The 26558-nt window shown below is 68.5% G+C and carries 22 protein-coding genes and 1 pseudogene; 9 read left to right on the top strand and 14 right to left on the bottom strand.

Features of this window, described 5'->3' with window-relative positions; all coding sequences use genetic code 11:
• Positions 1-110: 110 nt before the first annotated feature.
• Positions 111-347, bottom strand: coding sequence for a hypothetical protein (locus WMF44_RS34055; protein WP_437294216.1), 237 nt, complete (start codon positions 345-347; stop codon positions 111-113).
• 383 nt (positions 348-730) lie between these two features.
• On the opposite strand from WMF44_RS34055, the gene WMF44_RS34050 reads away from it, so the two are divergent.
• Positions 731-2299 (top strand): hypothetical protein, encoded by a 1569-nt coding sequence (locus WMF44_RS34050; protein ID WP_437294215.1) that lies wholly within the window; start codon positions 731-733, stop codon positions 2297-2299.
• A gap of 106 nt (positions 2300-2405) precedes the next feature.
• On the opposite strand, the gene WMF44_RS34045 is transcribed toward WMF44_RS34050, so the two are convergent.
• The 4 genes from WMF44_RS34045 to WMF44_RS34030 all read right to left on the bottom strand — a co-directional run bounded on the left by WMF44_RS34045 (position 2406) and on the right by WMF44_RS34030 (position 7366).
• On the bottom strand, positions 2406-3428 hold the full coding sequence (locus WMF44_RS34045) for an alpha/beta hydrolase family protein (protein ID WP_437294214.1): 1023 nt from the start codon (positions 3426-3428) through the stop codon (positions 2406-2408).
• Positions 3429-4046: 618 nt separating this feature from the next.
• The gene (locus WMF44_RS34040) at positions 4047-5855 is read right to left on the bottom strand and encodes a glycosyl hydrolase family 28 protein (protein WP_437294213.1); all 1809 of its coding nucleotides are present in this window, start codon (positions 5853-5855) and stop codon (positions 4047-4049) included.
• Positions 5856-6217: 362 nt separating this feature from the next.
• Positions 6218-6457 (bottom strand): hypothetical protein, encoded by a 240-nt coding sequence (locus WMF44_RS34035; protein ID WP_437294212.1) that lies wholly within the window; start codon positions 6455-6457, stop codon positions 6218-6220.
• 54 nt (positions 6458-6511) lie between these two features.
• Entirely contained in the window at positions 6512-7366 is an 855-nt protein-coding gene (locus WMF44_RS34030; RefSeq protein ID WP_437294211.1) for a Kelch repeat-containing protein, read from the bottom strand.
• 386 nt (positions 7367-7752) lie between these two features.
• Here WMF44_RS34030 and WMF44_RS34025 point away from each other — a divergent pair, with 386 nt between their 5' ends.
• A complete protein-coding gene (locus WMF44_RS34025) occupies positions 7753-8661 on the top strand; it encodes an alpha/beta hydrolase (RefSeq protein ID WP_437294210.1) in 909 nt (302 codons plus the stop codon).
• Here the strand turns inward: WMF44_RS34025 and WMF44_RS34020 are convergent.
• A complete protein-coding gene (locus WMF44_RS34020; RefSeq protein ID WP_437294209.1) occupies positions 8609-9217 on the bottom strand; it encodes a terpene synthase family protein in 609 nt (202 codons plus the stop codon). The two genes, WMF44_RS34025 and WMF44_RS34020, sit on opposite strands and share 53 nt — an antisense overlap.
• Before the next feature lie 614 nt (positions 9218-9831).
• On the opposite strand from WMF44_RS34020, the gene WMF44_RS34015 reads away from it, so the two are divergent.
• Both WMF44_RS34015 and WMF44_RS34010 read left to right on the top strand, forming a co-directional pair.
• Positions 9832-10011 (top strand): hypothetical protein, encoded by a 180-nt coding sequence (locus WMF44_RS34015; RefSeq protein ID WP_437294208.1) that lies wholly within the window; start codon positions 9832-9834, stop codon positions 10009-10011.
• Between the two features lie 661 nt (positions 10012-10672).
• The gene (locus tag WMF44_RS34010) at positions 10673-11464 is read left to right on the top strand and encodes a hypothetical protein (protein WP_437294207.1); all 792 of its coding nucleotides are present in this window, start codon (positions 10673-10675) and stop codon (positions 11462-11464) included.
• A 153-nt stretch (positions 11465-11617) separates the two neighbouring features.
• Here the strand turns inward: WMF44_RS34010 and WMF44_RS34005 are convergent, their stop codons facing one another.
• From WMF44_RS34005 to WMF44_RS33995, 3 genes and pseudogenes are all read right to left on the bottom strand, one after another.
• Positions 11618-13819, bottom strand: coding sequence for a hypothetical protein (locus WMF44_RS34005; RefSeq protein WP_437294206.1), 2202 nt, complete (start codon positions 13817-13819; stop codon positions 11618-11620).
• Between the two features lie 177 nt (positions 13820-13996).
• Positions 13997-14353 (bottom strand): annotated as a pseudogene (locus WMF44_RS34000) (LLM class flavin-dependent oxidoreductase); the annotation flags it as partial.
• Between the two features lie 577 nt (positions 14354-14930).
• Positions 14931-16136 carry a hypothetical protein gene (locus tag WMF44_RS33995; protein WP_437294205.1) on the bottom strand — a complete coding sequence of 402 codons (1206 nt, stop codon included), beginning with the start codon at positions 16134-16136 and terminating at the stop codon, positions 14931-14933.
• Between the two features lie 404 nt (positions 16137-16540).
• Between WMF44_RS33995 and WMF44_RS33990 the strand changes: the two genes are divergently transcribed.
• The gene (locus tag WMF44_RS33990) at positions 16541-16690 is read left to right on the top strand and encodes a hypothetical protein (RefSeq protein WP_437294204.1); all 150 of its coding nucleotides are present in this window, start codon (positions 16541-16543) and stop codon (positions 16688-16690) included.
• A gap of 3 nt (positions 16691-16693) precedes the next feature.
• On the opposite strand, the gene WMF44_RS33985 is transcribed toward WMF44_RS33990, so the two are convergent.
• Complete coding sequence (locus WMF44_RS33985; RefSeq protein ID WP_437294203.1) at positions 16694-17461, bottom strand: SDR family oxidoreductase; 768 nt, start codon at positions 17459-17461, stop codon at positions 16694-16696.
• A 138-nt stretch (positions 17462-17599) separates the two neighbouring features.
• Here WMF44_RS33985 and WMF44_RS33980 point away from each other — a divergent pair, with 138 nt between their 5' ends.
• Positions 17600-18583, top strand: coding sequence for an AraC family transcriptional regulator (locus WMF44_RS33980; RefSeq protein ID WP_437294202.1), 984 nt, complete (start codon positions 17600-17602; stop codon positions 18581-18583).
• Between the two features lie 169 nt (positions 18584-18752).
• Here WMF44_RS33980 and WMF44_RS33975 read toward each other — a convergent pair whose 3' ends face one another.
• Positions 18753-19826 (bottom strand): ferritin-like domain-containing protein, encoded by a 1074-nt coding sequence (locus WMF44_RS33975; RefSeq protein ID WP_437294201.1) that lies wholly within the window; start codon positions 19824-19826, stop codon positions 18753-18755.
• Between the two features lie 598 nt (positions 19827-20424).
• On the opposite strand from WMF44_RS33975, the gene WMF44_RS33970 reads away from it, so the two are divergent.
• Entirely contained in the window at positions 20425-22944 is a 2520-nt protein-coding gene (locus WMF44_RS33970) for a Kelch repeat-containing protein (RefSeq protein WP_437294200.1), read from the top strand.
• A gap of 194 nt (positions 22945-23138) precedes the next feature.
• Here WMF44_RS33970 and WMF44_RS33965 read toward each other — a convergent pair whose 3' ends face one another.
• Positions 23139-23660, bottom strand: a complete 522-nt coding sequence (locus tag WMF44_RS33965) for a tetratricopeptide repeat protein (RefSeq protein WP_437294199.1) — start codon at positions 23658-23660, stop codon at positions 23139-23141.
• 412 nt (positions 23661-24072) lie between these two features.
• Here WMF44_RS33965 and WMF44_RS33960 point away from each other — a divergent pair, with 412 nt between their 5' ends.
• The gene (locus WMF44_RS33960; RefSeq protein WP_437294198.1) at positions 24073-24447 is read left to right on the top strand and encodes a tyrosine-type recombinase/integrase; all 375 of its coding nucleotides are present in this window, start codon (positions 24073-24075) and stop codon (positions 24445-24447) included.
• 624 nt (positions 24448-25071) lie between these two features.
• The gene (locus WMF44_RS33955; protein WP_437294197.1) at positions 25072-25644 is read left to right on the top strand and encodes a CAP domain-containing protein; all 573 of its coding nucleotides are present in this window, start codon (positions 25072-25074) and stop codon (positions 25642-25644) included.
• 244 nt (positions 25645-25888) lie between these two features.
• Here the strand turns inward: WMF44_RS33955 and WMF44_RS33950 are convergent, their stop codons facing one another.
• Together WMF44_RS33950 and WMF44_RS33945 are read right to left on the bottom strand one after the other, a co-directional pair.
• Positions 25889-26044: a hypothetical protein gene (locus WMF44_RS33950; protein WP_437294196.1), complete on the bottom strand. Its 156-nt coding sequence runs from the start codon at positions 26042-26044 to the stop codon at positions 25889-25891.
• 291 nt (positions 26045-26335) lie between these two features.
• A complete protein-coding gene (locus WMF44_RS33945; RefSeq protein WP_437294195.1) occupies positions 26336-26554 on the bottom strand; it encodes a hypothetical protein in 219 nt (72 codons plus the stop codon).
• Between the last annotated feature and the right edge of the window lie 4 nt (positions 26555-26558).

The following is a 26558-nucleotide window of genomic DNA, read 5'->3' as shown; positions in this document are numbered from 1 at the left end:
GGGGCAACCTGACCCTGGTTCGCCTGACGCCTCGTTCATGGGTCGAAAGAGCGGGCCCGCGCGGCGCAGCGCACGTCAAGGGGCGCATCGGGGGGCCGCAGACGCTCGAGTCAAGGGTCGGGGAGCGTGAGGACCTCTCTCTCCCCGCGCGCCTGGAATGCGGCGAGATCTTTCACGCCGAGCACGCTCTTCAAGGTCTCGGTGCCGGTGGGGTCCTCCTCGTAGCCCTCTACGAAGGCGTGGTAGAACGTCTGCAAGCGCCCCTGTTCCTGGAGGTTCTGCCAGTTGCGCAGCCCGGTGTGGATCGAGCTCGCCGCGCGCGATGCCCAGCACGCACGCCGCCGCATGAGCGCTCGTCCACGGCTGCCCCTGTCGAGTGCGCCAGAACCAGCAGAGTCCCCGTCCAGCGCTCCGCTGGACCGCGCGGGGGGCGGCGGTCGCTCGGGACGCGCAGATGGCGGGACTGCGCGTGTCCGCGCGGTCGTCCCTGGTACAGGGTCATCCCCGGGTGAGGGAGGGTCCTGTGGTAGAACACGTCGGCCAGCCGAAATCTGTGCTCCGCAGGCCAACGGCACGTAGTATTCGCCTCGAATGAAGGCTTTCATGTCCACGTGCGCCCGAACCCCGCGCGCGGCTCCATCTTCCGCCTGCCGCGCGTGGATCGGTGTGCCCGATCGCGAGGGGCGTCCGGCGGGATCCGGCGCGATGCGCCGTGTCCTTGCGAAGGGCCATGCTCCCCGCTGAGCCGCTCGACGAGGCGCCCCTCACCGCCGGCGAGGCTCCCATCGGACAGCGGTCGACGCTGTTCCTCATCGTCTCCTACCGGCACCCCGACAGCGAGCAGGGCGCCTTCGATCTCGAGGCGTTCGAGCGCCGACTCCTCGCAGAAGGCAACTTTCGCCCGAAGCGCATCGACGATCCCACGCTGCTCCCGCACCTGAACGTCCAGGTGCAGGGCGGTCGCCTCCTCCGCGCCTACGAGCCCACAGCCCCGCTCGGCAACCTGTTCGACCCACGCGCGCGCTGGGTCTTCGAGCGCCCGCCGAAGCCGCGGAGGGCCGCCGCGCCTGCCTCCGCGGATGAAGCGGACGGGGACGAATCGAGGGCTCCGGTCCAGAAGAAGCCGTCCGAGAGGGGCAGCGATCCGGGCATGCCGTTCAAGGTCGTGGTCCCACCGCGGCTCTACGTGATCGAGACAGGCCATGTCTTCGTGGTGCTCGGCGTGCGCCCGACGACGCTCACGCTGGGCGCGTTCCAGGACTTCTACACGGCGGTCGTGCGGCGGGGGTACAACCACCTCTTGCCGGAGCGCATGCCCCGGCGGAAGGCGGGGCGAGACGGCGAGACGCGGCCGCACCCGCTCGTCGCCATGGCGGAGAAGGCCGCGATCAAGGGCACGACGCTGCGGGACTGGCTCACGCTGCTCGTGCCAGGCCTGCCCGTCGAGGCGCCGATCGGCAGCTGGCCAAACCCCATGGCCGTGAACGTCCTCTTCACGGAGGCGATGCCGGGCCCGGCGGATCGCTACCGCCTGCGGCTCTCGCACGGCAGCGATCAGCCGATCGAGCCCTCGCAGGAGGACTGCCGCATCGAGGGGCACAAGGCGATGTGGGAGCCCTCCGCGCGGGAGCTCTGCCTGTTCTCGCCCATCGGGGTGACATGGCTGCTCTGGCCGCTCGACCCGCCAGGACAGCTCGGGCAGTTCGACATGGCCGTGCTCGAACGATATGTGTACAAATGGATCCTGGTCGAGCACGAGCGGCTCTTCCTCTTGAACCTGTCGAGCCAGTGCGCCCGCCTCTCGAGCCGTCCCGACGCGCGCGTCTTCGGTCGGATGCGGCTGTCGCTGCTCCAGTACACCGCGAGGTTCAGCGTCGGCCACATCAGCTCGGAGGAGCGGCACGATCGGTTCTACTGCGGCCTGCGCGCGGCGCTCGACATCGGGGGTCTCTTCGACGAGGTGAAGGCGGAGATCACCGAGATCGACGAGTACCTCTCGGACCGGCGGGCGGATCTCCTGAACCAGGTGCTCGCGTTCTTGACGCTGGTCCTCACGCCGGTCGGCCTGGTGATCGGGATCTTTCAGCGGGAGACGCTGCCCGCCTTCGATTTCGAGCTCGCGCGGCTCGCGATGCCGGGGGCATGGCCACTCTGGAGAGCGTGCCTCTTCCATGGGCCGCTGTGGCTCCTCGTCCTCTCCGCGGTGGCCGGGACGCTCGGCTTCGTCCGCCTCCTCGGGATAGGGACGCTGCGATCGCTCTTCGCCCGCGTGCTGCGCGGCAGGGGCGCGGACGACTGAGCGTCACGCCGCCGGCGCATGGCTGGAATCGGGGACGAAACATCGGAGGCTCGATCGCGATGGCATCCTGGGGGATGACCTCCCGGACGCCGGCGTCCCGGTGGTGTCACTGCTGCGCGCGAAAGAACTCGATGCTTTGCCTCATCGCCTCCGGGACGGAGGTGGAATGATCCCCTGCGACCGGCACCACCTTGACGTCGAGCCCGCTGCGCTGCGCCAGGAGGGCGAGCCGCTGGCTCGCGGGGCCGAAGAAGTGCTCCCCGCCGGACAGCCCGTGGTACAGCCGCACCGGGCACCGAAAGCTCGTCGCATAGGCAACCGGCGAGCGGATCTGGAACTCCCGTATGTCGTACGGGCTGAAAGGGATGAGCCTGGTTTGACCCGAGGACCAGTCGATCTGGTTGGGCGACCCGGAGAACGACGCGGCGGCGCGAAACCGGTCGGATCCCATCGCTGCGAGGAGGGTGAGTGTCCCTCCCACGCTATGGCCTGCGACATGGAGGCGATCGGGTTGCACATGGGGCAGCCTGGCCAGGGCGTCGGCGGCGGCGAGCACGTCGTCGACCTCGTGGAAGAACATCGAGAACCCGCCGGGGAGGCCGTTCTCTCCTCGGAGCATGGGCATGAGGACGACGAAGCCCGCGTCGCGATAGGGCGCCGCCATCTCCCAGTCATCGAGGGCGAAGGCGAACCCACCATGCAGGAACAGGACCGCGGGCAGGCGGCGTCCGTCGGCCGGGGGCTCGCTGACCCATGCCTTGAGCTTGAGGCCGCCGGAGAGGTAGGATATCTCGCGCGCGCCCGGGGGCGGCGGGACGTTCTGGTAGCTCTGAGGTGCCGGATCCGTGGAGATGAGCTTGGTCTTGAACTTCGCGCGCGCCTCTGCATAAGGCTCGTCCTGCAGCTCGAGCCCTGGGGAGACCGGGGGCAGCGACGCGGGCTCCGGCGCCGGCTCGGCGGTCTCCGCCGCGATCGGCGCGGCCGGCGCCGGCTCGGTGCGAGCTGGCGCGGTGGGCCCGCGAGCTCCTGGGGCAGCGCGCGGCACCTCCTGGCAGGCGAGCGCCGCGAGCGCCGCGAGCGCCGCGAGCGCGATGATGGGTCGAAGCCGAGGGCGCGTGGTGAGGGGCATGTCCAAGCCATGAGCTATATCAACCATCGTAGTTCGTGGCAGCCCTTCAGATGAGGCGTCCTGTGGACGCACCTGTGCCTACACGCGCGGCGCCGTTCCGGGCGCTCAAAGGCCTCGTGACGCCGAGTGGAAGACGAGAGAGGGGAGGTGGGTGCGCCGCACCGGGGCGGGCCTTCATCTCGGCGTCCCGGTCGCTGCCGACCCCGACGCGCCCGGTATGCCAGATGCTGTGGAGAGGAGAGAGTCCGTACATCGAAGAGGGCTGGCCCCGGCCCTGGCCGGCCCGTGCGACCAATTTGCCGAGGGTTGGAAGGAGAATCCAATCTTGTTCGTGGTAGGTTCACGCATTGCGCGAGATCGCCCCTACGGGCACGACGGTCCTTCGGCGTGCCCATGGATGGGTCGAAACAGCGGGCCCCGTGCGGCGCAGAGCGTGCAAAGGGGCGCATCGGCGTGCTGCGGGCACACATCGCCCTCCGGGAGTTGGCCTGGCCCGGGATGTTCTTGCGGCTACGCGGCGTCCCCGAGCACCTGGCCCGCGCGAGCAACAGGCGCTGCCTGCCCACGCAACGAGTGTCTGGGAAAGCCAACCCAGGAGGAGCTGGCTTTCGGCGTTTGTCACTTGAACGTGATGTTGGACACGTACTGGTTCACGTTCCAGCCGTTTCGACTCGTGACCTTGTTGCCCTGGATGGTGAAATTGTCGAAGTGAATCCCATTGAAGTTCACGGTGCTCGACTTGCCGTGAATGTAGATCTGTTTGTTCACGGCAGAGGCGACATTGTTGATGAACACTTCCTTGACCGTGGCCCGGTTGGGAGCGTTGCGCCAGGTCGCCGTCGCATCTTCTTCGAAGTCGATGATCTTGTCGTCGACCGTCTCAATCCTGACGTCCTGCCAGGTGATGTTCTGGATGACAGCGGTGTCGTCCGCGTTGATCCCGAGGGCCCGGCCGGCCTTGACGACATCGATGTCTTTGAAGGTGATATCCTCGATCAGCTGACCGTAGGTCTTGGTCCCGATCTTCGTCGCCGCTGAGTTGCTGTAGGCGACCACCTTCTCATAGAGGATGCCCTTGGTGTCCAGCTTGCCTTCTTCCTCGCGCTTCGGCGACATGCTGTCGTCGCCGCTGTAGATGAAGGCATTGTAGAGCTTGCCGTTCGTGGAGCAGTCGAAATCCACCCCGTCGGTTTGGTTGTAGGCTGTCGTGGTGGGACGGCGATTGATCACCTTGAAGTTCTGGATGGTCACCCTGTCGCTGTCGAAGATCAGCGTGTTCCAGAAGACTGGATCGCGCACGACGATGCCGTCGACCAGCACGTCCGTGCTGTCGTCGATCCGGAGGGTGTTGATCTTGAAAGAGGGTGTATCGTTGTCGGTGCCGCGGATCCTCGAACCGTTGCCGTCGATCACTCCCCGACCGAGGATCTTCGTGTTGCTCACCTTGTTCATGTGAACCACGCCGTGGGAAGTGTTCTCGACGGCCGGTGCGCCCGTGCGATTGTAGTCGCCCGTGCTGGTCGAGCCGTCCAGGATGGCGCCGGCCGCCAGATACAATGTCATGTCGCTCTTCAGCCACAGCTCCCCGGTCTTGTAGCGTCCGGGAGGCACGTACAGGATGTTCTGCGCGGATCCGGCGGTAGCATCGATGGCGGACTGCACCTTGGAGGTGACGAGCGCAGCGCCCGTGTTGTCCACGTCGTAGTCTGCGAGGTTCTTCACGTCGGCATCGCCCAGCTTCGGCGGATCGACCTCCTGGTCGTCAATCAGGATGAACAGCAATTCCTTCGAGGCGATCTGCAGAATCAAGTAGTTGGGCCCGCTGTCGAAGGTGAGCGTGTCACCGCTCTTGGTCGCCGACAGCATTCGGCTCTTCGGGCTCAAGGTGTAGGAGTTGAAGCCGCCGTTCACCGTGACGGCGACGGTCGCCTTGCAGCCGCTCGCCACGCCGAAGTGGGCGTAGTGCACCTGCATCTCCTGGCCAAACTTGGTCATCTTTTCGACGAATTGCGTCGCCCCGTTGGCCGTCACCGTATAGAGCGGGCTCTCAGGGGCGCCGGGGAGGGTAGGGTAGGTGATCACTGCCCCATCGGAATCGCAATCGATGGGCGCGGCCCCGCCGGAGCCTTCACCCGTCTCACCGCCCGAACCCGAGGTAGCCCCGCCATCCGCGGTACTGCCGCCCGCGCTGGTTGCACTTCCGCTTCCGCCTGCGCCATTGCCGCCGACCTCACCCCCGCCGGTGCCTGCTCCTCCGCCGGTGCCCGCTCCTCCGCCGGATGTGACGCCGCCCGAACCTGGAGGACTGACCGTGCCGCTGCTGCTCGTTCCGGCTCCGCCGTCATCGCCGGTTCCGGAGCAGCCTGCTCCGAAAGCCAGCGAGACGCCCACTGCGACGCCCACCACCCAAATGTGAGAAAGTTTCATCTTTGCTCCTCCGAACCGCAGCGGCCACCTCGGCGCTCGCGCGTCGAGATTGCAGTGACGCAAACGGATAGGACAAGCAAACGCGGTTTCACAAAGTCAACGTTCACATGGCCGCTTCTGGATCGTTCAGCCCGACTGTATGAATTCATTGGCGGGACGTGCCTTTGCGATGAGGAAGGTCTTCCACGCCTGAAATCACCGCGACGTAGCACCAAGCAAGGCATCCTACCGTATAGCTGTACCCTACTGAGCTCGTCGAAACGGCCGCCGTCGCGGTTCGCGGCGCGTCGTGACGGCGGGCGCCCGCGACCGTTGCGGTGTGGACACGGGCCTCCGAGCTTCTCGTTCGTGAAGTCCTGCGGTCAACGAGTCGGTTTCACGTCGTTCATCGGGGACGCGCGCTGCGCCGGGCGCACGAGGTGCTCTGCCTCGATCAGCGTCTTCAGCCGCCCCATCTCCTCGCGCACGTCCCTCGCCAGCCATTCACGCAGGAACGGATCCATCACCCAGCGCCACGGCGCGAAGAAGCGGAAGCGCTCGGTATGCACAACGCGGGTGCCCACGGCGGTCTCGTCGAGATCGAAGCCGGTAGGCGAATCCATTCGTGAGCGCCTCGGCAGGGTGAATGGTCCCGCTCGCGTCCTGGAACGCGGGCTTCATCCCGCCGGTGTAGAGCACGCGCCCGTCGCCCAGGGTGACCAAGAACGAATCCGTGCGAACGTCCGGCTGGTCTGTCGTGGTCCATTGGTCGCGCCCCGGATCGTAGATATCGCAGCGCGTGGCGTCGCCCAACCAATGGGCCCCGTTTGCCACGAGCACCCGACCGTCGCGGAGAAGAACGGCCTGGTGTGCCCATCGCGGCTTTGGCAGGGGGGTGACTGCCTTCCACGCTGTGCGCGATGGTCGAAGATATCGACGTTGTCGATCGCTCCAGCGCCATAGACATTTCCGCCAATGAGGATCGCGCGGCCGTCGCGCAGCTCGACCAGCGCCGAGTAGAACCTTGCCCGAGACAAGTCGGTGAGCGCCGACCAGCGATTGGCGCGCGGGTCGTAGACCTCGGCGCCGCGCGCGACGTCGCCCCGGTCCCTTCCACCTGCGACGAGCACGCGACCGTCACGGAGCAGGATCGCCTCGTGACGCCGGCGGGCCTCGTGCATCGGCGCCGCCTCCGTCCAAGTCCCGGTCTTCGGGTCGAAGTTCTCGACTCCGGCGAGGGCCGGCGGATCGACCGTCACGCGTTCCAGTCGCGTGCCGCCTGCAACCAGCACTCGGCCGTCGGAGAGCTTGGTGGCGGTGTGCTCGGCGCGCGCCTGGTGCATGGAGGTCGCGGGATGCGCCGACTGCAGATCTTCGTCCACGATCAAGGCCGACTCCGAGGTGACCTGGCTCCAGTGCGCATCCGAGACATGGCCGCCGGTGATGAGCGCGCGCTCGTCGTCGAGCAGAGCGATTGCAGGCTTGGCTCGATAGGGTTTGATCTCGCCGGCGAGCCGATACGTGCCGCGCACCGAGACGAGGGGTGGGAGCTTGGCAGGGGGCAAGCTCGTCGGGTCGGGTGCGGGGGCCGACGCTGCGGGCCGCGCGTCGATCGAGGGCGCGGCCTCCGCTGCGGGAGGTATTGGCCGCTCGAACGCGCGCGGCTGACCGCACGCAGGAAGCCCCACGAGAGCGGACACAGCGCACCAGGAAACGACTCGAACCGCGCGCATGCAGGACGCCAGCATAACACGTGCCGAGGGTGTCGTGCGGCCTGCGGGGCGTGAGCTCGTCATTCCCCATGATCGAACCCCGCCAGTGGAGCCCTGCAGCGCAGTCGACTCTGCGGACGAACGCAAGAGGCCGCGCGTGGATCTACGCGCGGCGTCGCCCCCGCGATCGGAGTACGGTTGTACCGATGCGCCACCCGCCGGCCGATCCCCTTCGCTTGCGCCTGCTCCTCTCCATCGGCGTTGTCCTCCTGGCGGGGCCTGGGTGCAGCCGCGAGCCGGCGCCGGCGCCCCCAGCGGGGCCTTCGGCCGCGCGTCCGTCCTCGGAGACGCCGTCAGCGGGGCCGGTCGCGCCTCCGCCGCCGGCGGGAGCGCGGGGGAGCACCACCCGGGGCGAGATCGCGGGCGTGCGCTACCTCGAGCACATGACGGGCGGGGCGCGACCCGACGAGCGGGTGCCGATGATCGTCGCGCTGCACCCCATGGGCGGGGATCCCGCGGACTTCCTGCATATGCTCCGGCGCTACCGCCGCCGCGCCCGGCTCATCCTCCCGTACGGCCACCCGAGCGGCGGGATGTACATCTGGTACGACTCCGTCCGCGAGGACGTCGCAGCCCCCGTGGTCACACGGGAAGCCGATCGGATCGCCGCCGCGCTCGTCGCCCTGGTCGCCGCCCGCCCCACTGTCGGCAAGCCCCTCGTCACCGGCTTCTCGCAGGGCGGCATCATGACCTTCGCCCTGGCGGTCACCCACCCCGAGGCGCTGGCGGCCGCCTTCCCCATCAGCGGCCTGCTCCCGCCGTCGCTCTACCCGTCGGCGGCGCTGAGCTCGGAGCCGCGCCCGGCGACGCTCCCGCCGGTCACGGCCTTCCACGGCGCCTCCGACCTGGCGGTGCCGGCCCAAGGCGCGCGCGCCTCGATCGCCGAGCTGCGGCGCGCCGGGTACACAGCGGAGCTGCGCGAGTATGTCGGGGTCGAGCACGACACCTCCGACGAGGAAATGGGCGAGATCTTCGAGCGGATCGGGCGGGCCGCCGACGGCCTCAATGTTCTACGACCTCATCCGGCAAGAACAGATCGCCGGCATACTCGATGAAGTCCCAGAACTCGTACATGGTGGAGGTGTGCATGCGCATACCCTCGAACACCGCGCGGCTGGGTACGCGGTCGAGCTGGCGGTTTTGCGCTTCCCAGACACAGCCATCGATGTAGTTTTCGACGTGGCGGATGAGGCGCCGCCGCCAGAACCCAGGACAACCATCGCCGATGCGTCGCCAGATGTCCGCCAATGCTTGGGCAAATGGCGCATGCCCAGCGGCAGCCGTGGGCCCTCGCAGCACCCCGTACACATCGAACAGCAGTCTCGAGACAGCCTTCGGTTCGGCGCCGTTCAGCGACGTGTTCTCGCACACATCATCGAAGAAGAAGAGCCAGCTGTAGTAGTCGCAAATCGCCCGAAGCCTCTCGAAATGCGCATCGGGGTAACAATGCGCGGCGAGCGCCGAATAGCTGCGCACCTTGTCGAGCGTTCGTGGCGATTCATCGGGGAGCAGGCCGCACTTGCGAGTCCATTCGAGGCAATCGTTCGCGAGCTGTGCCGCCTGCAGGTGAGGCGGCGTGGCGGGAAAAGGACAAAGTAAAGCTCGATGCACGGCTTCCTCCTCGACACGGATTGGAAGCTGCTTGGCCCATGCGCTGGAACCGTTGGCGCTCCCACTCCGAGAGCCGTTCGTACCACGAACCGCTTCCGACCGCAGCAGGTGGCCGGCGCATTGAATGAATTCCCATGCCGCCCAACGCCGAGACAATCCTACGCAGGTCTCGGCGGAGCCGACGTCAGTGAACGACAGCAGCAGGGTACAGCTGTACGGTAAGATGCTCGCCGTTTGGTGATAAATATCGGTAATTACAGGAGTTTTATGCGTGGAAGACCTGCCTGGCCGCATAAGGCGGGCTCTGTCAATGAGCTCGTACAGTCGGACTGCACGAGCCAGGAACGGCTCCGAGAATCTTGATTGGGCGTCGCCTGGGCCCGGCGGGAAGTCACCCGTTTCGAGCGCGGCGTCCGCGCGCAGGTAAAAGAAGTCGGATCGCTGCGTGAAGAAGTGTGGCGCGGCGAACCGAAGTGGCGGGACCGCGCGCGTCGCGACGCCTCGTTCATGGATCGAAAGAGCGGGCTCCGCGCGGCGCAGAGCGCGCCATGGGGCGCATCGGGGTGCCGGAGGCACGCCACGGCGGCGGTCACCGCTGCTCGCGAAAGAACTCGATGCTTTGCCTCATCGCCTCCGGGACGGAGGTGAAATCCTGCGACATGGAGGCGATCGGGGTGCACATGGGGCAGCCTGGCCAGGGCGTCGGCGGCGGCGAGCACGTCGTCGACCTCGTGCGGTGGGCCCGCGAGCTCCTGGGGCAGCGCGCGGCACCTCCCGGCAGGCGAGCGCCGTGAGCGCCGTGAGCGCCGTGATGGGTCGAAGCCGAGGGCGCGTGATGAGGGGCATGTCCAAGCCATGATCTATATCAACCATGGTAGTTCGTGGCAGCCCCTCAGATGGGGCGCCGTGTGGCGCACCTGTGCCCACATGCGCGGCGCCGTCCCGGGCGCTCGAAGGCCTCGTGATGCCGCATAGGAGATGAATGCGTCAATCGGGACAGCCGCAGGAACCACGAGGATAGCGTAACAGGAACAAGCCAGGCGGACGGGCGGAGCGGGCTTTCATCAAAGCCTTTCCTTGTCATCCAGATGCTGGCGAGTCTGTACATCGAAGAGGGCTGGCGCCGAGGTGCAAGGCTTGCCCTCCGGTATCCGTCCTGTACGAGGACCAGCTGCATCCACACCGGTCGAATGGCATGGAGCGCTGGAGACGCCATTGCGTCGTCCCAGACCGAACGCCTCGACGATGCGCCCGTCCCCGCCGGCCCTGGCGTGCCAGCGCGACCAATTTGCGGAGGGGGGAAGGAGAATTCAATCCTGGTTGTGGTAGGTTCACGCATTGCGCGCCTGCCCGATCGACGATGCAGCTCCGCTCGCATCCTTCGGCGGAGCCGTCCTCGAGCGCCGCGTAGACACGCAGGTGAACATTCTCGTTGATGGGGGCCCGATGATACGGATGAAGATTTTTGGATTGTTGATGGCCGGCCTCTCGCTCTCGCTCTCGCTCGTGGCATGCGGCGATGGCGAGGGGAGCAATGGGGGCAAAGCCGACGACAACACCGGCGGCGGAAGCGACAGCGGCGGCGGAAGTGACACCGGCGGCGGGACCGATACCGGCGGCGGAAGCGACAGCGGCGGCGGAAGCGATACCGGCGGCGGAAGCGATACCGGCGGCGGGACCGATACCGGCGGCGGAAGCGACAGCGGCGGCGGGACCGATACCGGCGGCGGAAGCGACAGCGGCGGCGGGACCGATACCGGCGGCGGGACCGATACCGGCGGCGGGACCGATACCGGCGGCGGGACCGATACCGGCGGCGGAAGCGACACCGGTGGCGGGACCGACACCGGCGGCGGGGATGCTCTCGACGGCGAGCAGCTCGGCGAGCTGACGGCCGCAGAGGCCCAGCAGGTGTGCGACGACGTCGCCGGGTCACTCGAGCTCTCGAAGGAGGACCTGTGCGACCTCGCCGGGGTGCTCGCCAGCGTCGTGGATGGAGCGGACTGCGAGACCGCCAGGGCGGATTGCATCAGCGCTCCGGAGGCGCCCGAGTCGGCCGGTTCGTGTGACACGGCCGGCTTCGCGGGGTGCACCGCCACGGTCGCGGAGCTCAAGGCCTGCATGATCGCCACGGGCGACGCCTTCGAGGCGATCACGTGTGCGTCGTCCATCGACGACTTCTCGCCGCAACCCGCGGCGTGCGCGGCCGTCAACGTGAAATGCCCGGGGCTCCTCGCAGGCGCCTGAGCGCTCGTGAGATCGCCCCTGCGGGGACGGCGGTCCTGCCGGCGCGCGCGTCCGGGATCTACGCCGCGGCGATGCTGGGTTCGCTGGCGACCGCGATCCTGCCGTGGCGGCGCGAGCCCGCGCCCCGAGCCGCCCAGGCGTCTCAGGATCGCGTCAAAGGGTCGTGATCGTCACGTCGTCGAAGCGCACGTCGCTCATCGCCCACGAGAACAGGGCGACCGAACCCCACGCGTACGTCACCTCGCTTGACACCGCCAGCACCACCTGATCATTGACCTTGATCCGGTGCGTCGTCCCCTCGCGCTCGACCCGCACCGTCATCCATGCGTTCTGCGGCGGCACATAGCTCGTGTTGACCGCGAGCTCGGTGAAGACGCCGTCGTCCACCCGGACCAGGCGCGCGACGCTCAAGCTCGCGTCGAACATCACCCGGTAGTAGCTCGAGCCGGTGTCGTTGATGGCGTACATGAGGCCGAAGCCGTCGGGGTCGCCCGCGTAGATCTTCGCCGAGAGCGCTCCCTGCCCGAAGGCCGTGCGGGGCGCGACGAGGTAGGTCCCGCGCATGTCGACAGCTCCGTCGGCCGCGGTCTGGGGGTAATCGAACGCGCCGCCCGTCTCGGTCGCCGCTCCGCCTACCCCCTTCCAGCTCGACGAGCTGTCGGTGATGCCCTCGTTGATCACGGTCCAGACGCCCGGCGCGACGCCTTGATCGAACGTCTCTCTGAAGGGGATGGTGCCCAGCTTGGCCACGTTGACCGAGCTCAGGTCCACGGTGACGACGGAGCCGGCCGCCTTCCCGCATGAGGTGGTCTTGATCTCCTCCCAGAGGACGTAATCGTGGGAGACCCAGGTGTGCCGCACCGACTGCAGGTTGACGTTCTCCACGGGGTAAAGCGACTGATCCTGGAGGCTCGCCGCGTAGATACCCTCGTATTCCTCCGTGAGCGTGCTCTTGGCGAGGTTGGGCAGGCCGTAGAGGCCGCCCCACGTGTCGTTGTGGAGGTCCTCCCATTTCTTGTAAGAATGCCCGCTCACCGAGGCCAGCCTGTATTGCCAGCCGAAGATCGAACCCGAGGAGAAATCGATCACGTCGAAGTCGTTCAAGGACTGAGAGGCCTGCTCGCTCACATCGAAGCTGAAGCTCGTGGACGGCCCATCGACGCCCACGCCCCCGCCGACCGAGAACCCGTTCGACGTGGTGAACGTCGAGGACTCGTTGGCCGAGTGGGGCCTGTGGGCGTAGGGCGAGAGCCCCGCCGACAGGGGGCGAATCGAGTGCTGGAGGGTCTCCTGGAAGTAGCCGCGGTTGTTCCCCGAGTTCCACTTGAGCCCGCCGGGGTTGTACTGGGTGCCATTGCCCGCGAAGACGACGTATTTGCCCTCCGGCGCGTTGGAGGCGAGGAGCGTCACCGTGAAGTTGCGGTCGATGACGGAGCGCTGGCCGTCGTCGCCGCACTCCCAGGTGATGGAGGTGGGCGTCACGTTGTACGAGCGGTAGGTGCCCTCGGGCAGAGGCTCGGTCACGAGCTGCGCGAGCGCGTGGGCCTTGTGGTCCGCGAGCAGGCCCTTGATCTCGGCGAGGAGCTCGCCCCGGGCGGGTAACGCCGTCTGCGCGACCTCGGACCTCGAGGCGATCCGGGGCTTTGCGTCGATGGTGATGGGCTCGGCCTCGGGCGCCGCGTCGAACAGCGCGTCGAGCTCGGCCTCGCTCCTTTCGAGCTTCTTTCCGAGCTCGGCCCGCTCGTCCGCGGTCATCCGGGCGTACGTCGCCTTCGCGGAGGCCGGCAAGCGCACCGAGCTGTGCTCCTCGGTCTCCTCGCCGGTGACGTCGCCGAAGACGCGCACGTCGAAGCGCTGGCCGCCCGGGCTGGGCGCCGCGTAGACGACCTGCGCGGACATCCCGATGCCCAGCGCCAGCGCGACCTTCTCGGCGTCGCGCGCGTTCTCGAGGATCACAGGCACCCCCGCGAGGCGCGCTGCCCGGAGCAGGGACCCGTAGGAGCGGATGTCGTCGGCGCTCGCGGCCTCGGCGTCGATGAGCACGGCGGACGCCTCTGCCACGCGGCTCGCGGGGCTCGGATCCGCGATGAGGTCCGCCCGGAACCTCGAAGGGGCGCCGTCCATGAGCTCCGCGAGCAGAGGGGCCTTTTCGCGTCGAATGGACGTGAGAGCGATGACAGGGCCCGTCGTGACATCGGTGGGCTTCGCGGCCGGGTCGCTGGGCTCCGCGGCGCCCGGCTCGGGGTCAATGAAAGGATCCGCCTGGGTCTCTGGGGCAAGGTCCCCGCAGCCCGCGACGGCCAGGAGGGTGAGGGCCAGGGGAGAGAGGCGAGCCAGAAAGGTGAATTGTCGCATGGAGGTCCTCCCGGAACATTCGTTGCAGGGTGAGGTCGGACGCGCGGGCGGTGGGGGCGCCGATGCCCCTCGCTCCACGCGCTTCAACCCTCTTCCGTGAACGGAGAGGAAAACCCGACACGGGCTCGGTCGATTTCTGGATCGACCGAGCCCGCGCTCTCCGAGCCCCGCGGCGCGCTACGGAGGCTCGATCGCGGCGGGGGTCGGGAAGAATCGGTTGGGGGGCCGCGCGAGCCCCAGGTTCTCGCGCAGCGTTCGCCCTTCGTACTCACGCCGGAACAGGCCCCGGCGCTGGAGCTCGGGGACGACGCCATCGACGAAATCGTCGAGGCCGCCCGGCAAGTAGGGGAACATGATGTTGAAGCCGTCGCAGCCGTCCTGGACCAGCCACTCTTCCATCTGGTCCGCGATGGTCCCGGGCGTGCCGACGAACGCGAGCCCCCCGAAGCCGCCGAGGCGCTGCGCGAGCTGCCGCACCGTCAGCCCTTCTCGACGCGCCAGCGCGATCGCGCGTTCGCGCCCGCTCTGGCCGGCTGTCGCCATGAAGAACGCGTCGAAGCGAGCCTGCTCCAGGCGTTGCGCGAAGCGCTTGAGGTGCGCGAAGTTGAAGTTCGCGTCCGGGTAGGCCCCTGGGTAGCGCCAGGCGCCGGTGTGAATGCTGACCGGGCGCATGAACGCGCCCAGCTTCAGGGTGCGTGCGGCCACCGTTGAACCCCGAGCCGCGCGAGCGGCCACTCCGAGCATTTCGCCGTCATACGGCATGTCTACTATAGCGGATTATTAAACGTTATGACGGATGGTGGCCCGACCCGGGTTGGCCGATCAGCGGTGGCACGGCGACCTGACCCAGGTTGCGGCCGGCGACCCGACTCAGGTCCCGTCGGCAAAGGCGCGCTCGAGCGACAGCCGCACCAGGCCGTCCCGTTGCAGCTCGACGCGCTCCTGCGCGATCGGGGGCCGCAGGACGTAGCGCAAGGGCGCCTCCCTCGACGCGGCACGGTGCGCGCCGGCGCGTGTCGCCGCGTGCAAGGTGAAGCCATCCAGCGAGGCGCGGTGAGCAAGCTGGGGCCGAACGTCGAGCCCGCCGCTCGGGTCGACTCGCTGACGGAGCCTACGGAAACTCGCGCACCTTGACCGCGCGTGTCGTGCCCGGGTAGGCGTCGTTGTAGTGCTCCACCCCATAAAGCAGGATCTCGCCGTCGGGATCCACATAGATCCCGGCCCCTGCATCGAAGGCGCAGTAGCGCTTGTTGCCCGTGGCCGAGCTGCTGCAGGACATGTGTCGGCTGGCCACCTCGGTGAAGCCAGGCACGAAGGTCGCGCTGAGGTCCACACGCCACAGGTCGACCCAGTCCTCGTCAAACCATTTGTTCCTGTGCGTGCCAGCGACAAAGAGCTGCCCGTCGCACTGGGTCACGAGCTGCAAGCCCTGGTATTCCGCGCCGCCAAAGGGCGTCGAGACGCTCGCCTGAGATATCCAGGTGGAGCTCGAGCTGCCGAAATAGGGCATCGCCGCCTCCGAGGACACGAACACCTCGACGTCGTCCGAGTTGTGGCCAAAGACGAGCGCGAGGTAGCGGCCAGAGGAGAGCAGCGTGAGGCTCACCGCTCCCGCATTGACCGTCTGACCTCGCGTTCGCAAGACCAGCGGGCTCCACTGGGGGTTCAGGGGATTCGACAGCCTGGCGATGCGAAAGCCCGCCGTCGCCCCATCGTCGTTCTTTTCGAAAGGCACGATGACGTACTCGCCGTTCACCTGAAGGCCGCCCGAGTGATCGTACGGCATCCCTGAGTCGTCGGACTGGTAGTGCACGATCGCGTCGCTGCAGGACGGGAGCCGGGAGGGAGAGGCATTCCGACCCAGCAGCCACGGGTTGTTGCTCAGCGATCCGAGGCGCACGACCTCGAAGCCCGGGCGTGCGTTCCCCTGAACCGAGGTCGTCACCAGGAAATAGTTGTAGTCACGCGCGAGCCGCTGGATGCCCTGGTGGTGAATGAGCCCGGTGCCCGTCGTGGGCGCATACGTGCTGCAGGCGTCGCTGCCGCTGCGGTAGGCCATGACATAGTTCGGGTCGTAGAGCGCGTTGATGCTCCTGGCGGCATCGTTCACGCAGCGGTTCGTATAGGGGTTCGTGTGGTCCGCGTGGGCCCAGCCCCAATGGGAGCTCAGCCCCTGGTAGGCCACGCCCACGTCGTCGAGCGCTGGCTCGGCGGTGCTCTCATCCGTCCCACCACAGGCGACGAGGGACAGTGCGCCGACCGCTGCTAGAGCGAGCGACCAGATCCTGGATTGGAGACTACATCCACCGTTCTTCATGGCGTCCTCGGAAAGAGAGGTGTGCTGGGCATGCGAGCAGAAGGTCGGGTCACGTGTTCTTCTTGTTGAATAGGGGCTAACCAGGCAACAGCGCCGCCGGGATGGGCGGCATCGCCGGCTGAGAGGTCGCTGCGCGTCGCTGTGAACGCCGCGAAGGTCCCGCCGTTTGACGCTCAGCCGTGTCCCGTGTTTGCAGCGCTCATGCCAGGGTGGCAGCGCGCGGCGTCCGCCAGCGATTTCCAAGAGGCATTGAGCCCCGATCGCCCCAGGCGAACAAGCCGGCGCCTCGCCCCCGCCACGCTCCAGCGCTCCTCGGCGGCGCGCAACGAACCACACCTGCGCGGATTGAGCAACAACAGCGCAACGCGCTTGCGACCATCCGCCGGCCATCACGGCTCGGCTGAATGCATGGCGGCAGCCTGTTCCAGGCGGTCCAGGTGAAAGTCGACGCCGGTCACGTGCCCCCGCCGCGCGAGGACGGCCGGCGCTACCTCGTCACGCCGCTGGATGACTTCCGCGCGGATGGCGAGGTCGGCAGCCCGATGAAGGCCTGACCGTCAGCGCGCCGTCATTCCGCCGTCGACGCGGTAGTTCCCGCCGGTCAGCCACCTGCCGCGATCCGACGCGAGGAGCGTGACGACCTCCACGACGTCGTCGGTGGTGCCGAGGCGCCCGAGCGGCACCTGCTGGACAAACGCGTCGGCCGGAATGCCCATCCCGTCGGTGAACGTCTTCCGCAGCTCGTCGGCGCTCGCTGTCGCCACCGGCCCCGGCGTCACGACGTTCACGCGGACGCCGCTCGACGCGAGCTCCACGGCGAGCGTGCGCGAGTAGGTGTCGAGCGCCGCCTTCGCTGCGCAGTAGTGCGCGAACGGGCCGTACGGAATCGTCGCTGCCGTCGACGAGATGTTCACGACCGCGGCGGCCTTCGAGGCGCGGAGCGCCGGCAGGACCGCGTTCGTGAGGCGAACCGCGGCGAGGAGGTTGAGCGCGAGGGTGTCTTGCCACTCCTCGTCGGGGATCGTCGCGGAGCCTCCCAGAAACCCGCGCGACCCGCCCGCGTTGTTCACGAGGATGTCGAGGCCGCCGAGGGCCGCGAGCGCCTCTTCGGCGATCGCCTTCACCCCTTCGCTCGTGCGGACGTCGCCCGAGATGAACGTCGCCGCCGCGGGGGTGACGTCGCTGCGCGAGCGCGCGGCGACCGCGACCTTGGCGCCGGCGTCGAGGAGGCGCTGCGCGATCGCCGCGCCGATGCCGCGCGAGCCTCCGGTGACGAGGGCACGGCGACCGATGAACTCCCTCGAGAGATCGAGCTTGCTGGACATGATGTTCCTTTCGTCGAGAACGACGCGTCCTTCATACGGCTCGCGATCCGCACGAACCATGCGAAGGCGTCTGGGAAAGTTGCGAAATCGTCCGCACGGCTTGGACGCCGCGGCCCGCGCCCATTACGCTGTCGAGCGATGGATGCCTTGAGCGCGGTGCTTGCCCCGGTTCGACTGCGGCGGACACGCTGGGTCTCCACCGTCGGGCGCGCGCCGTGGGGCGTCGCCCTGCCGGAGGTCAAGAGCTGCATCCGGTTCCACTACGTGGTGCGCGGCAGCGCCTGGCTCAGCGTCGACAAGACGGACGAGCCGCGCGTCGCGCTCTCCGGCGGCGATCTCGCGGTGCTTCCGCTCGGCCACGCCCATGCGCTGCGCGACCATCCGCGGAGCACCCCCCGGAGCTTCGCCGAGCTCGTGCGATGCGCCCCCAACCCGACCCATGACGTCATCCACATCGACCTCGGCACGAAAGGCCCGGAGACGACCTTCATCACGGGCGGCTTCGTGCTCGACGATCCGCTCGCGACACCGATCCTCGCGACGCTGCCACCGCTCATCCGGATGACTCCCGACGCGGAGCAGGCGGTGCCGTCGTTCCTCGAGAACATCCAGTTCATCACGCGCGAGATCGAGACGAACCGGCCCGGGTCCGAGATCGTCCTCCTCCGGATGGCGGACGTCATGTTCATCCAGATCCTCCGCGCGTACCTCGCGCGCTTGCCCGAGGACGGCGGCGGCTTCCTCGGCGCGCTCCGCGATCCGAGCATCGCCGCGGCGCTCGGCGCGATGCACCGGCGCGCCGAGGAGCCGTGGACGGTGGCCTCGCTCGCGAAGGAAGCGGGCCTCTCGCGCTCGGTCTTCGCGGCGCGCTTCACCGCGCTCGTCGGCGAGCCGCCGCTCGGCTACCTCACGCGGCTCCGCATGCAGAAGGCCGCGGTCCTCCTCCGCGAGGGCGCGCCGCTCGCGAAGGTCTCGCGCCTCACCGGCTACTCGTCCGAGGCCTCGTTCAGTCACGCGTTCCGGCAGTGGGCCGGCATGGCCCCCGGCGCGTGGCGGCGGCACCTCAAGTCGCGCGATCCGAGCGCGGCTCCGGACGGAGGGCGTCGAGCCCTCCGTGCTTGAAGGCGTAGTACCAGCGCTCGAGCGCGGAAGTGAACGAAGCCTTGTTGCTGGGCGAAGTGAAAGAAGCCCTGCCGAGCCCCATCCTGCCCTTGCAGGCCGGTCCGATCAGCTTGGTGCAGATGTGGATCGAGCCGCAGGTCGCCGGACGTGCGTTGCACGACGGTCACACTCATTCGAGGAGAAGGCCCGGTTGACCGCGGAGCGCGCCCCCATCGGCGGATTGGTCTGCGAGTCCCTGGCCAAGCGCTGAGAGCGCCTCGCGCGCGAGCGCGCGTGCGAGCTGCACTGCGACGGCTGGTGAGGGAAGCCCGAGAACATCGGCGAAGAGAGCCTCCCCGCGTTCGCGCGCGCTCTGCATCAAGAGCTCACGGAAGGCGCGGCGCATGGCGTGCCTTACCCGACGAAGCTCGTCCTTCGTGAGCTGCGACGCGCACCAGGCATGGATGTCCCAGGCCAGCTGCCCGTGATGCGCCTCGTCGCGCGCAATTTCGTACATGACGTGGCGCACGTCCTCGTCGCTCACGTGCACGGCTTGGTTGGCGGCGACGAGCGCCGCGAACGCTTCGAATACGCATCCCTCCGTCGCATTCTCGATAGCGAATTCGAGGAGAGAGCGGCCTCGTGCTCGAGCCTCGATGGGGATGTCCACCGGACGGCCGCCGCGGCGGTGCGCCAAGATCCGCATCATTCGGGCATGGCGCACCTCCTCGGCAGCCGCGCCGAGGGCCCGCTCGGAGAGCTGGTTCGGCGCCCCGAAGGCCTCGAGCTCCTCGCGGAGCGCGAGGAAGCTGTGCACGCTGCCCTGCTCCGCGGAAGCGGCACGGGCGAGCCACGCACCGAGCGCGTCTCGCCCGCCCCCGCGCGCACCGTGGGTCCAGTTCGCGTGACGCCTTCCTTCACACAGGTACACGGTGGTCATGTCGCAGCGGATGGTCACGCTCTCTTCGGCTGCGGAACCCGCGGCGCCGCCCGCGCCCGCTTGCGGGAGCGGGTCGACGACGGCGCAGTCATGCACGCCCTTCACGTTGAAATTCTCGAAACGAAAGGCCTCGGTGCAGAGCCGCTCGCACTCGGAAGGCTCGAGCGTGCCGTTTTCGCCGAGGGAAGCGCGCAGCTCCGTCAGGGGGACGTCCTTTTCGCTCTCACCACGCGCAGGCTGGTTGTCGCAGTCGCCCGTGTCGAGGCACCCGGGAACGAGCGCTGCGATCAGGGCGACGAGGGAAAAGCGGGCGTGATTGGACATGGTTCACCTCAAGGAAGCCCGCAGATGGCGGTCATGACGTCCGGATGGTCGAGGCGAGCGCCCTCGGCGCATTGCGTCTCACTGTGGCGATAGCCGTAGTTGCAGCGGACGATCTTGTCGTGCGGATAGGAAACCGTAGAACTTTCGCCCGTGTCAAGCCCCGCGGGGACGGCGCCTGGCGAGCCGTTTTTGTTTTGGCCCATCAGACACCCGCTTGCCCCGCAGGGCGCCCTCCGCCGCTGCGTCGCCCGCCGTGAAGGGCTCGCGGCATCACCGATCCCACCGTATGGCCACGCTGCGCGCGTGGACGCATGGGCTGGCTTTCTGGAGAGCGCGGAGGGGCGAGAACTCATGGCCCTGTGTCCTGGCGCTCGCGTTCTACCCGGGAACGCGAGCGGAACCCTGCACGACTCCCGTGCTCGCCGCTTCCCCGCAGGAATTCGACGCCCGGAGAGGCGCCCGACCGCCGGGGGGGCGCGGCGCCGTGAATGCCACGTCTGCTCCGAGCATCCAAGGACGCAACCAGAGCGCAACCCGCCCTTGGGTCGCGAGGCGCGAACCTCCGAGCCGAGCATCGTTTACTTTCCGGGAGATGCCGATGCGTCATCACCGAGTCCGCCAGCGTCACGATCGAGCCGGTCTGCCGGAGCGCGCGCGAAGAGCCGTCGACAGGCACGAGCATGACGAGCCGGCGAGCGGCGCTCGGGAGGCGCGGGCTCGGGCATGTACCCGGAGGGCCGGGGCGGCAGGCCCGGCGTTCCTGCTGCTGGCTGCGCTCGGGGCGAGCCCCGGCTGCGCCGGCGCCGGCGAGGGGGGCTCGGAGGCGCACGCCGCGCTGCGGGAGGCGTTCCCCGAGCATGCGGCGGCCCTCGAAGGCGCCGAGCGCTTCGCCGCCATCCCGGGGAGCGGCTTCGAACTCCCCGGGATGGCGGCGCGGCGCCGGCTCCGGCTGCGGCTCCCGGAGCGTGGGGAGGGCGCTCTTCGCTTCGCCTTCGCCGACGGGCTCGCGATCGACGTCCGCGAGGCGAACGCGCACGGCGCGGGGCGGCTCGAGGAGGGCAGCGTCGCGTATGCGCTGCCGGGGGGCGCGTCGTTCTGGACGGCGACCGAGGACGGCTATGAAGAGTGGCTGTTCTTCAGCGCGGGAGTCGAGCGTGGGCGGCCGGCCGCGCGGTGGAGCGTCAGCGGGGCCTCGCCGCGGCTGCGCGGCGACATCGTGGAGGTGGTCGACGCGAGCGGCGCGGCGCGCGTCCGCGTGTCCGCGCCCGCCGCGTACGCGGCGGGAGGGCGGCCCGTCGCCACGCGGCTCAGCGTCGAGGGCGGATCGATCGCCCTGTGGGTCGACGCCGCGCCCGGGGTGGCGCTGCTCGTGGATCCGAGCTGGGTCGCGGCAGCATCGATGAACCGCCCGCGCGCAGGGCAGCAGGCGATTCGCCTCCTGGACGGCCGGGCCCTCCTCATCGGCGGAGACCCGAAGGCCTTCGGCGAAGAGCCGAGGGCCGACTCCGCCGAGCTCTACGATCCGGCGACGGACACGTTCATCCCCGCGGGCACGATGACGGACGACCGGAGCGGCCATTCGACCACGCTGCTGCAGGACGGCAGGGTGCTCGTCGCCGGCGGGTGGAGCTGGATCTCGGCCAATACTTCCACCCTCGTCGACACGGCGGAGGTCTTCGATCCTGCGGCGGGCACCTGGACGGCCGTGGCGTCGATGCCCAGCGTGGGATCGGGACACGCGCCGCTCTTGCTTCAAGACGGGAGCGTCCTGGCCTTCAGCCCCTCCGGCGCCGAGATCTACGAGCCTGCCGTCGACACGTGGACTGCCAGGTCCACGCCGGGCATCGCGGGGTGCTGTGTCACCAGCACGCCGCTCCCGAGCGGGAAGGTCCTCGTCACGGGGTCGCCAGGCGCGCACGGCGCCAATCAGGCCGCGATCTATGACCCGGCGGACGACACGTGGGCGCCCGCCGCGACGATGAACGCTCGTCACGGAGACGGTTACGAGGCGACGCTGCTCCATGATGGAAAGGTCCTCGTGGTGGCGACCTCCTGGAACGACCGCAACGCGGAGGTCTACGACCCCGCCGCGGACACGTGGACCGTCGCCCCGGGGCTGCCTCACATCCTGCGGCAGCCTTTCGGCGAAGGGGGCTACGTGGACAGGCCCCTCCAGGGGCGGACGATCACGCTCTTGCCGGACGGACGCGTGCTCGTCGCCGGAGGGTTCGAGGCATTCTGGGAAGACTGCCGTCCCGGCGTCAGCCAGGGGTGTTTCTACACCGAGGAGCACACGAACGTGACCCACCTCTACGATCCGTCGAGCGGCAGCTGGACGGCCGGGCTGCCCATGTCCACCGTGCGCAGCTACCATTCGGCGACGCTGCTGCTCGACGGCAGCGTGCTCGTCGCGGGCGGTCAGGTCTTGCCGACGTATACCCCGGATGAAGGGCGCACCACGAGCGCCGAGCGCTTCATCGTGGGAGGCGCTGCCTGCGCGTCTGCCGCCGAGTGCGCAACCGGCTTCTGCGTCGACGGTGTCTGTTGCGGATCGGCGTGTGACGCAGGCCCATGCGATGCCTGCTCGGTCGCCGCGGGCGCGGCGTTCGATGGAGTCTGTGCGCAGCTCACGGGCCCTGTGTGCGACGACGGCGATGCGTGCACGCAGGGGGATAGCTGCAGTGGCGGCGTCTGCAGGGGCACTCAAGGAGAGGCAGACGGGTGCGGGACCGGTGAGGGCGGCAGTGGCCCGGCTACGGGCGGCGGCGGTACGGGGGCTGGCGGCGGAGCGGGCGCTGGCGGCGGCGTTACGGGCGCCGGCGGCGGCGGAGCGGGCGCTGGCGGCGGCGTTACGGGCGCTGGCGGCGGCGGAGCGGGCGCTGGCGGCGGCGGAGCGGGGGGCTCCAACGCTGCTTCGGCAGGCGCCGGCGCGACCGGCAGCAGTTCCTCGTCATCCGCACCGAGCGGGGGATCCGCACCGAGCGGGGGTGGCTGTAGCCTCAGCGGCACGATGCCGAGCTCCACACCCCACGTGGGCCTGCTCTCGACGTTCGCCCTGATGTGCCTGCGGTGGCGACGGGGAGCTACGTCGCGCAGAGCGCCGAGGAATGCTCGCTAACGCGTAGGTAAACCTGCGCGAAGGCAGCGCGCTGCTCGACGAGGTGAGCGGGCGCGACCTGCTCGGCATCCTCGGGTTGCGCAACCGGGAAGAGGCGATGGTGCTCCGCAACGCCATCGTGACGTACGCCACGCCGCTCGGGAACGAGGCACCATCAGCAGAAGAACTGGGTTGGCCATCTAGGCACCTGCCATTCATTGTTCAATCTCACGGAGGGTCCTGGGTTGTCGTCTCGAGCCGTCGGCCACTTGGTCGATCCGCTCTTCAAGAGCCCTTGAGATCGGGTCCTTGGGGTCCTGCCTGCGGGCATCCGCGATCACCCCACGCGCTCGCTGCACCTGCCCGTCGAGAAGTAGCGCCAGCGCGAGATTGGCCCGAAGGCCCGCGTCCTGCGGCGCGAGCTTGGTGAGGCGGTCCGCGATTGTAACTGCATCTCCGGACTTGCCGAGCTCCAAGCACTCGACGACGAGCTCGCGCCCGACATCCGGATTCTCGGGCTGAAGAGCGTAGGCGGACGCGAATGAGCCATGCGCCTGTAGATGGTCATCAAGCGCCTGAAATGCCTTGCCACGAACCCACAGAGCCGCCCAATTTGACGGGACGAGGCTCAGCGCCCGATCGAGACATGCAATGCCGGCCTCCAGGCGCATCGCACGTTCCGCGTCCTTGGCCGCCGCTCGGCCGTGCAAAGTCATGTACGGATTGATCAGATCCACGCCGCGCTTGTACACGACATCATGGTCCGCGGGCAGGGAGTTGCAGCCGACGTCCGGAGTGGGCGCCTGAGTCGGAGCCGTAGGGCTTGTATGGGCACTCGTATCTCTGTCCTGACGACACGCGACGCCGAGGAGCGCGAGCAACAGAACGAACAAAGAGCGGTAGTTCATAAGGGCATGGCTGACGTCGCAATTGGCTGTGATGCATGACGTACCTACGAATTCACATGCAGGCCGCGAGCCGTGGTGCCCTATCTCCATATTCCCGAGGATAAGTCGCGGCCCATCATGGCCTATCTCCGCAATCCCGCAGATAGGCCGCGACCTTCCGCAGCCTATCCGCGGGATCGCGGAGATAGACCGCCGCTGCGTACCTACGTGTTCCCGCTGCCAGGTCTCGGACGGCGACGGCGTGTCGTCGCGCAAGATTCGCGCCGACGGCTGGGTGCCCATCCGCTTCCACAATGGCAAGCCCCCACGGCAGATGGGCGCGGAAGAGGTCACGGCCTTCCTTGAGGAATTTGCGGTCGCACGCCGCCCCGTCGCATCCACGCAGAACCAAGCAGCGCAAAGGGCCGTGCACGATGCCGGGCGCGCGGCGGAGCTGGCCAAGCGCGCGACATGCCGACCTCTCCGCCACAGCTTTGCGTCCCACCTGTTCGAGGCGGGCATCGACGTCCGGACGATCCAGACGCTGCTCGGCCACCAAGATGGGCGGACCACGATGATCGACATCCACATCGTCGACCGCGGCCCGCTCGGCGTCATCAGCCCCCTTAACCGCTGACCGCCGGGGCAGCGGGGAGCGCCTCGAGCTCCGACCCCACCCTGTCGTCCCAGCCCCGCTCATCGTGGAAGGTAGCGTACCTGACGGCTGCGCCGCCTTGTCAAGGAGACCAACGCTTGCTCGACGCGACGCGGCTCGCGGCGGCCTTCGAGCTCGGCCGCCGCGCCCATGCCGCGCCCACGCCGCACGGGCTCGCCGAGGTGCGCGCCTCACCGACGCCGCGCGCGTGGCCCCTATTTCTTCCCCACGCGCCTCTTCATCGCCGCGAGCTCCGCGTCGATCTCGGCGTCCATGTCCCTCGACGGGAGCTTCCGGGCGGAGCTCGGGGACGGCTTCTCCGGAGGGCGCAGTCGACACGCGCGCCGTTCGCGTGATGCGTGTCGATCGAGTCATTGGATGTTCCCTCGTTGCCTTGAAGGACCTATGCGCGCAGGTAAAAGGAGCCGGAGGATGGCCGGATTTTTCACCCGGCTGGATAATGGCTATCCCGACGTCCGGCGCCATGCCCGGACGCCGCCGTCCACACGGCTGTAGGCTTATCGGTACAAGGTCTGTCGTGAGGTGACATAGCCATCATCGAATAAATTGTTGCGGCGCGCGGCCGAGCTGTAGGACAATGGTTCCGTGAATACGCTCGGCTCACGTCTCCACGGGTTCGCGCTGTTCTCCCTGATGCTCGCCCTCGCTGCCGGGTGCGGCAGCTCGTCCGACGACGCCGACGCCCCGGCGAGCGGCGAGGGCGACGACGAGCCGCCGCGGATGGTCGGGATGACGGCGGCCCACAACGCGGCGCGCGCCGCGGTCGACCCGCCCGCCGATCCGCCGCTGCCCCCGCTCTCGTGGTCGTTCGAGCTCGCCGCGGTGGCTCAGGCCCATGCCGACAAGTGTGTGTTCCGCCACAGCGCGAACGGCTACGGAGAGAACCTCTTCGCGACGTCGAGCAGCGCCTCACCCGCCCCCGAGGATGTCGTCGGCTCGTGGATCAGCGAGGCGGTCAGCTACGACCTCGCGAGCAACGCCTGCAGCGCCGCCACGTGCGGCCATTACACCCAGGTGGTCTGGGCCGACTCCCTGCAGCTCGGCTGCGGGATCGCCAGCTGTGCGGACGGCTCACCGTTCGAAGGGGTCAGCGCCTGGCAGTTCTGGGTGTGCACTTACGATCCTCCCGGCAACTTCGTCGGCCAGCGCCCCTACTGAGCCGGGTGCGCAGCGCGCCGTGAGCCGCCCGCGTCTCGTAGGATTGCGGCGGACGTTCCTGGAGGGTGGCGCAACCGCTCGCCGCCGCCGCCGCCGCCACCAGCAGGACCAGCACCCCTGCGGGCGACCATCTCGTCGAGGTGACGAAGGTCGACCTGTTCTCACGGCGGCGGGCTGAAGTGAAGCGAGCCCTCGACCTTCGTCGCTCCTGGACACCTCAAGGTATCGGTGAGCGTCTCGAGGTTCAGGGCAACCATCGCTCGAGGGCACTGAGCCCGCTCAAGTCGACGAGCGCATCGGAGCCAAAGGGATCGGAAAACTGGTAGCTGTCTCCGCCGACGCAGTACCAGCGGTCACCGCTCGGCGAGGGCACGCGCAAGAGGCCCATTTCGACGTTCACGGCTTCGTTCGTGACGCCTGGCGTCGGGCGAGCGCCGCTCAGGAGCAAAGGGTCAGGCCTTCGCCCGTGCGAAGACGAACCATGTCCCGACTGTTCCACGTGGCTTCCCATTCGGCGCGGTCGATCTTGCGATACGTGACCTCGCTCCCTCCCAACGTCCCAGCGGAGCGCGGGGGCTGCCCGTCGTTGCTCGTGCCGCCGGGTTCGCCGCTGCACGCGCTTGCGCAGAGGGCTAGACCGAGAACCAATGCAAAGCGCATTCGCCAAGCCTTCATTTCAGGATACATCGAGTCAAAGCGACGCCAGATGTGGATTGCGCCGCAGGTCGCCGGACGTGTGTTGCACGACGGTCACCGCGCCGCGCTTGGCCGCGCCGAGCGCGCCTCGGCGCACGGCGCGCTCTTCATACAACCGCTCCACGCTCTCTACGAAGAGGCGCGTTGGCGCGCTGAAGAGCGCGCCGTCCTGGGCCAGTATGCGCGGCCACGTTAATCTGCGATTTCCATCCACGGGC

Origin of the sequence: Sorangium sp. So ce426 (assembly GCF_051475585.1) — a bacterium.
Classification (GTDB): Bacteria; Myxococcota_A; Polyangia; order Polyangiales; family Polyangiaceae; genus Sorangium; species Sorangium cellulosum_B.
This window is presented reverse-complemented; position numbering and strand designations above follow the sequence as displayed.

Bases quoted from the DNA above. Each gene is read 5' to 3' on its own strand.
- WMF44_RS34055 (WP_437294216.1), bottom strand. From the start codon at position 347: ATGCGGCGGCGTGCGTGCTGGGCATCGCGCGCGGCGAGCTCGATCCAC.
- WMF44_RS34050 (WP_437294215.1), top strand. From the start codon at position 731: ATGCTCCCCGCTGAGCCGCTCGACGAGGCGCCCCTCACCGCCGGCGAG.
- WMF44_RS34045 (WP_437294214.1), bottom strand. From the start codon at position 3,428: ATGCCCCTCACCACGCGCCCTCGGCTTCGACCCATCATCGCGCTCGCG.
- WMF44_RS34040 (WP_437294213.1), bottom strand. From the start codon at position 5,855: ATGAAACTTTCTCACATTTGGGTGGTGGGCGTCGCAGTGGGCGTCTCG.
- WMF44_RS34035 (WP_437294212.1), bottom strand. From the start codon at position 6,457: ATGGATTCGCCTACCGGCTTCGATCTCGACGAGACCGCCGTGGGCACC.
- WMF44_RS34025 (WP_437294210.1), top strand. From the start codon at position 7,753: ATGCGCCACCCGCCGGCCGATCCCCTTCGCTTGCGCCTGCTCCTCTCC.
- WMF44_RS34015 (WP_437294208.1), top strand. From the start codon at position 9,832: ATGCTTTGCCTCATCGCCTCCGGGACGGAGGTGAAATCCTGCGACATG.
- WMF44_RS34010 (WP_437294207.1), top strand. From the start codon at position 10,673: ATGAAGATTTTTGGATTGTTGATGGCCGGCCTCTCGCTCTCGCTCTCG.
- WMF44_RS34005 (WP_437294206.1), bottom strand. From the start codon at position 13,819: ATGCGACAATTCACCTTTCTGGCTCGCCTCTCTCCCCTGGCCCTCACC.
- WMF44_RS33995 (WP_437294205.1), bottom strand. From the start codon at position 16,136: ATGAAGAACGGTGGATGTAGTCTCCAATCCAGGATCTGGTCGCTCGCT.
- WMF44_RS33990 (WP_437294204.1), top strand. From the start codon at position 16,541: ATGCATGGCGGCAGCCTGTTCCAGGCGGTCCAGGTGAAAGTCGACGCC.
- WMF44_RS33985 (WP_437294203.1), bottom strand. From the start codon at position 17,461: ATGTCCAGCAAGCTCGATCTCTCGAGGGAGTTCATCGGTCGCCGTGCC.
- WMF44_RS33980 (WP_437294202.1), top strand. From the start codon at position 17,600: ATGGATGCCTTGAGCGCGGTGCTTGCCCCGGTTCGACTGCGGCGGACA.
- WMF44_RS33975 (WP_437294201.1), bottom strand. From the start codon at position 19,826: ATGTCCAATCACGCCCGCTTTTCCCTCGTCGCCCTGATCGCAGCGCTC.
- WMF44_RS33970 (WP_437294200.1), top strand. From the start codon at position 20,425: ATGCGTCATCACCGAGTCCGCCAGCGTCACGATCGAGCCGGTCTGCCG.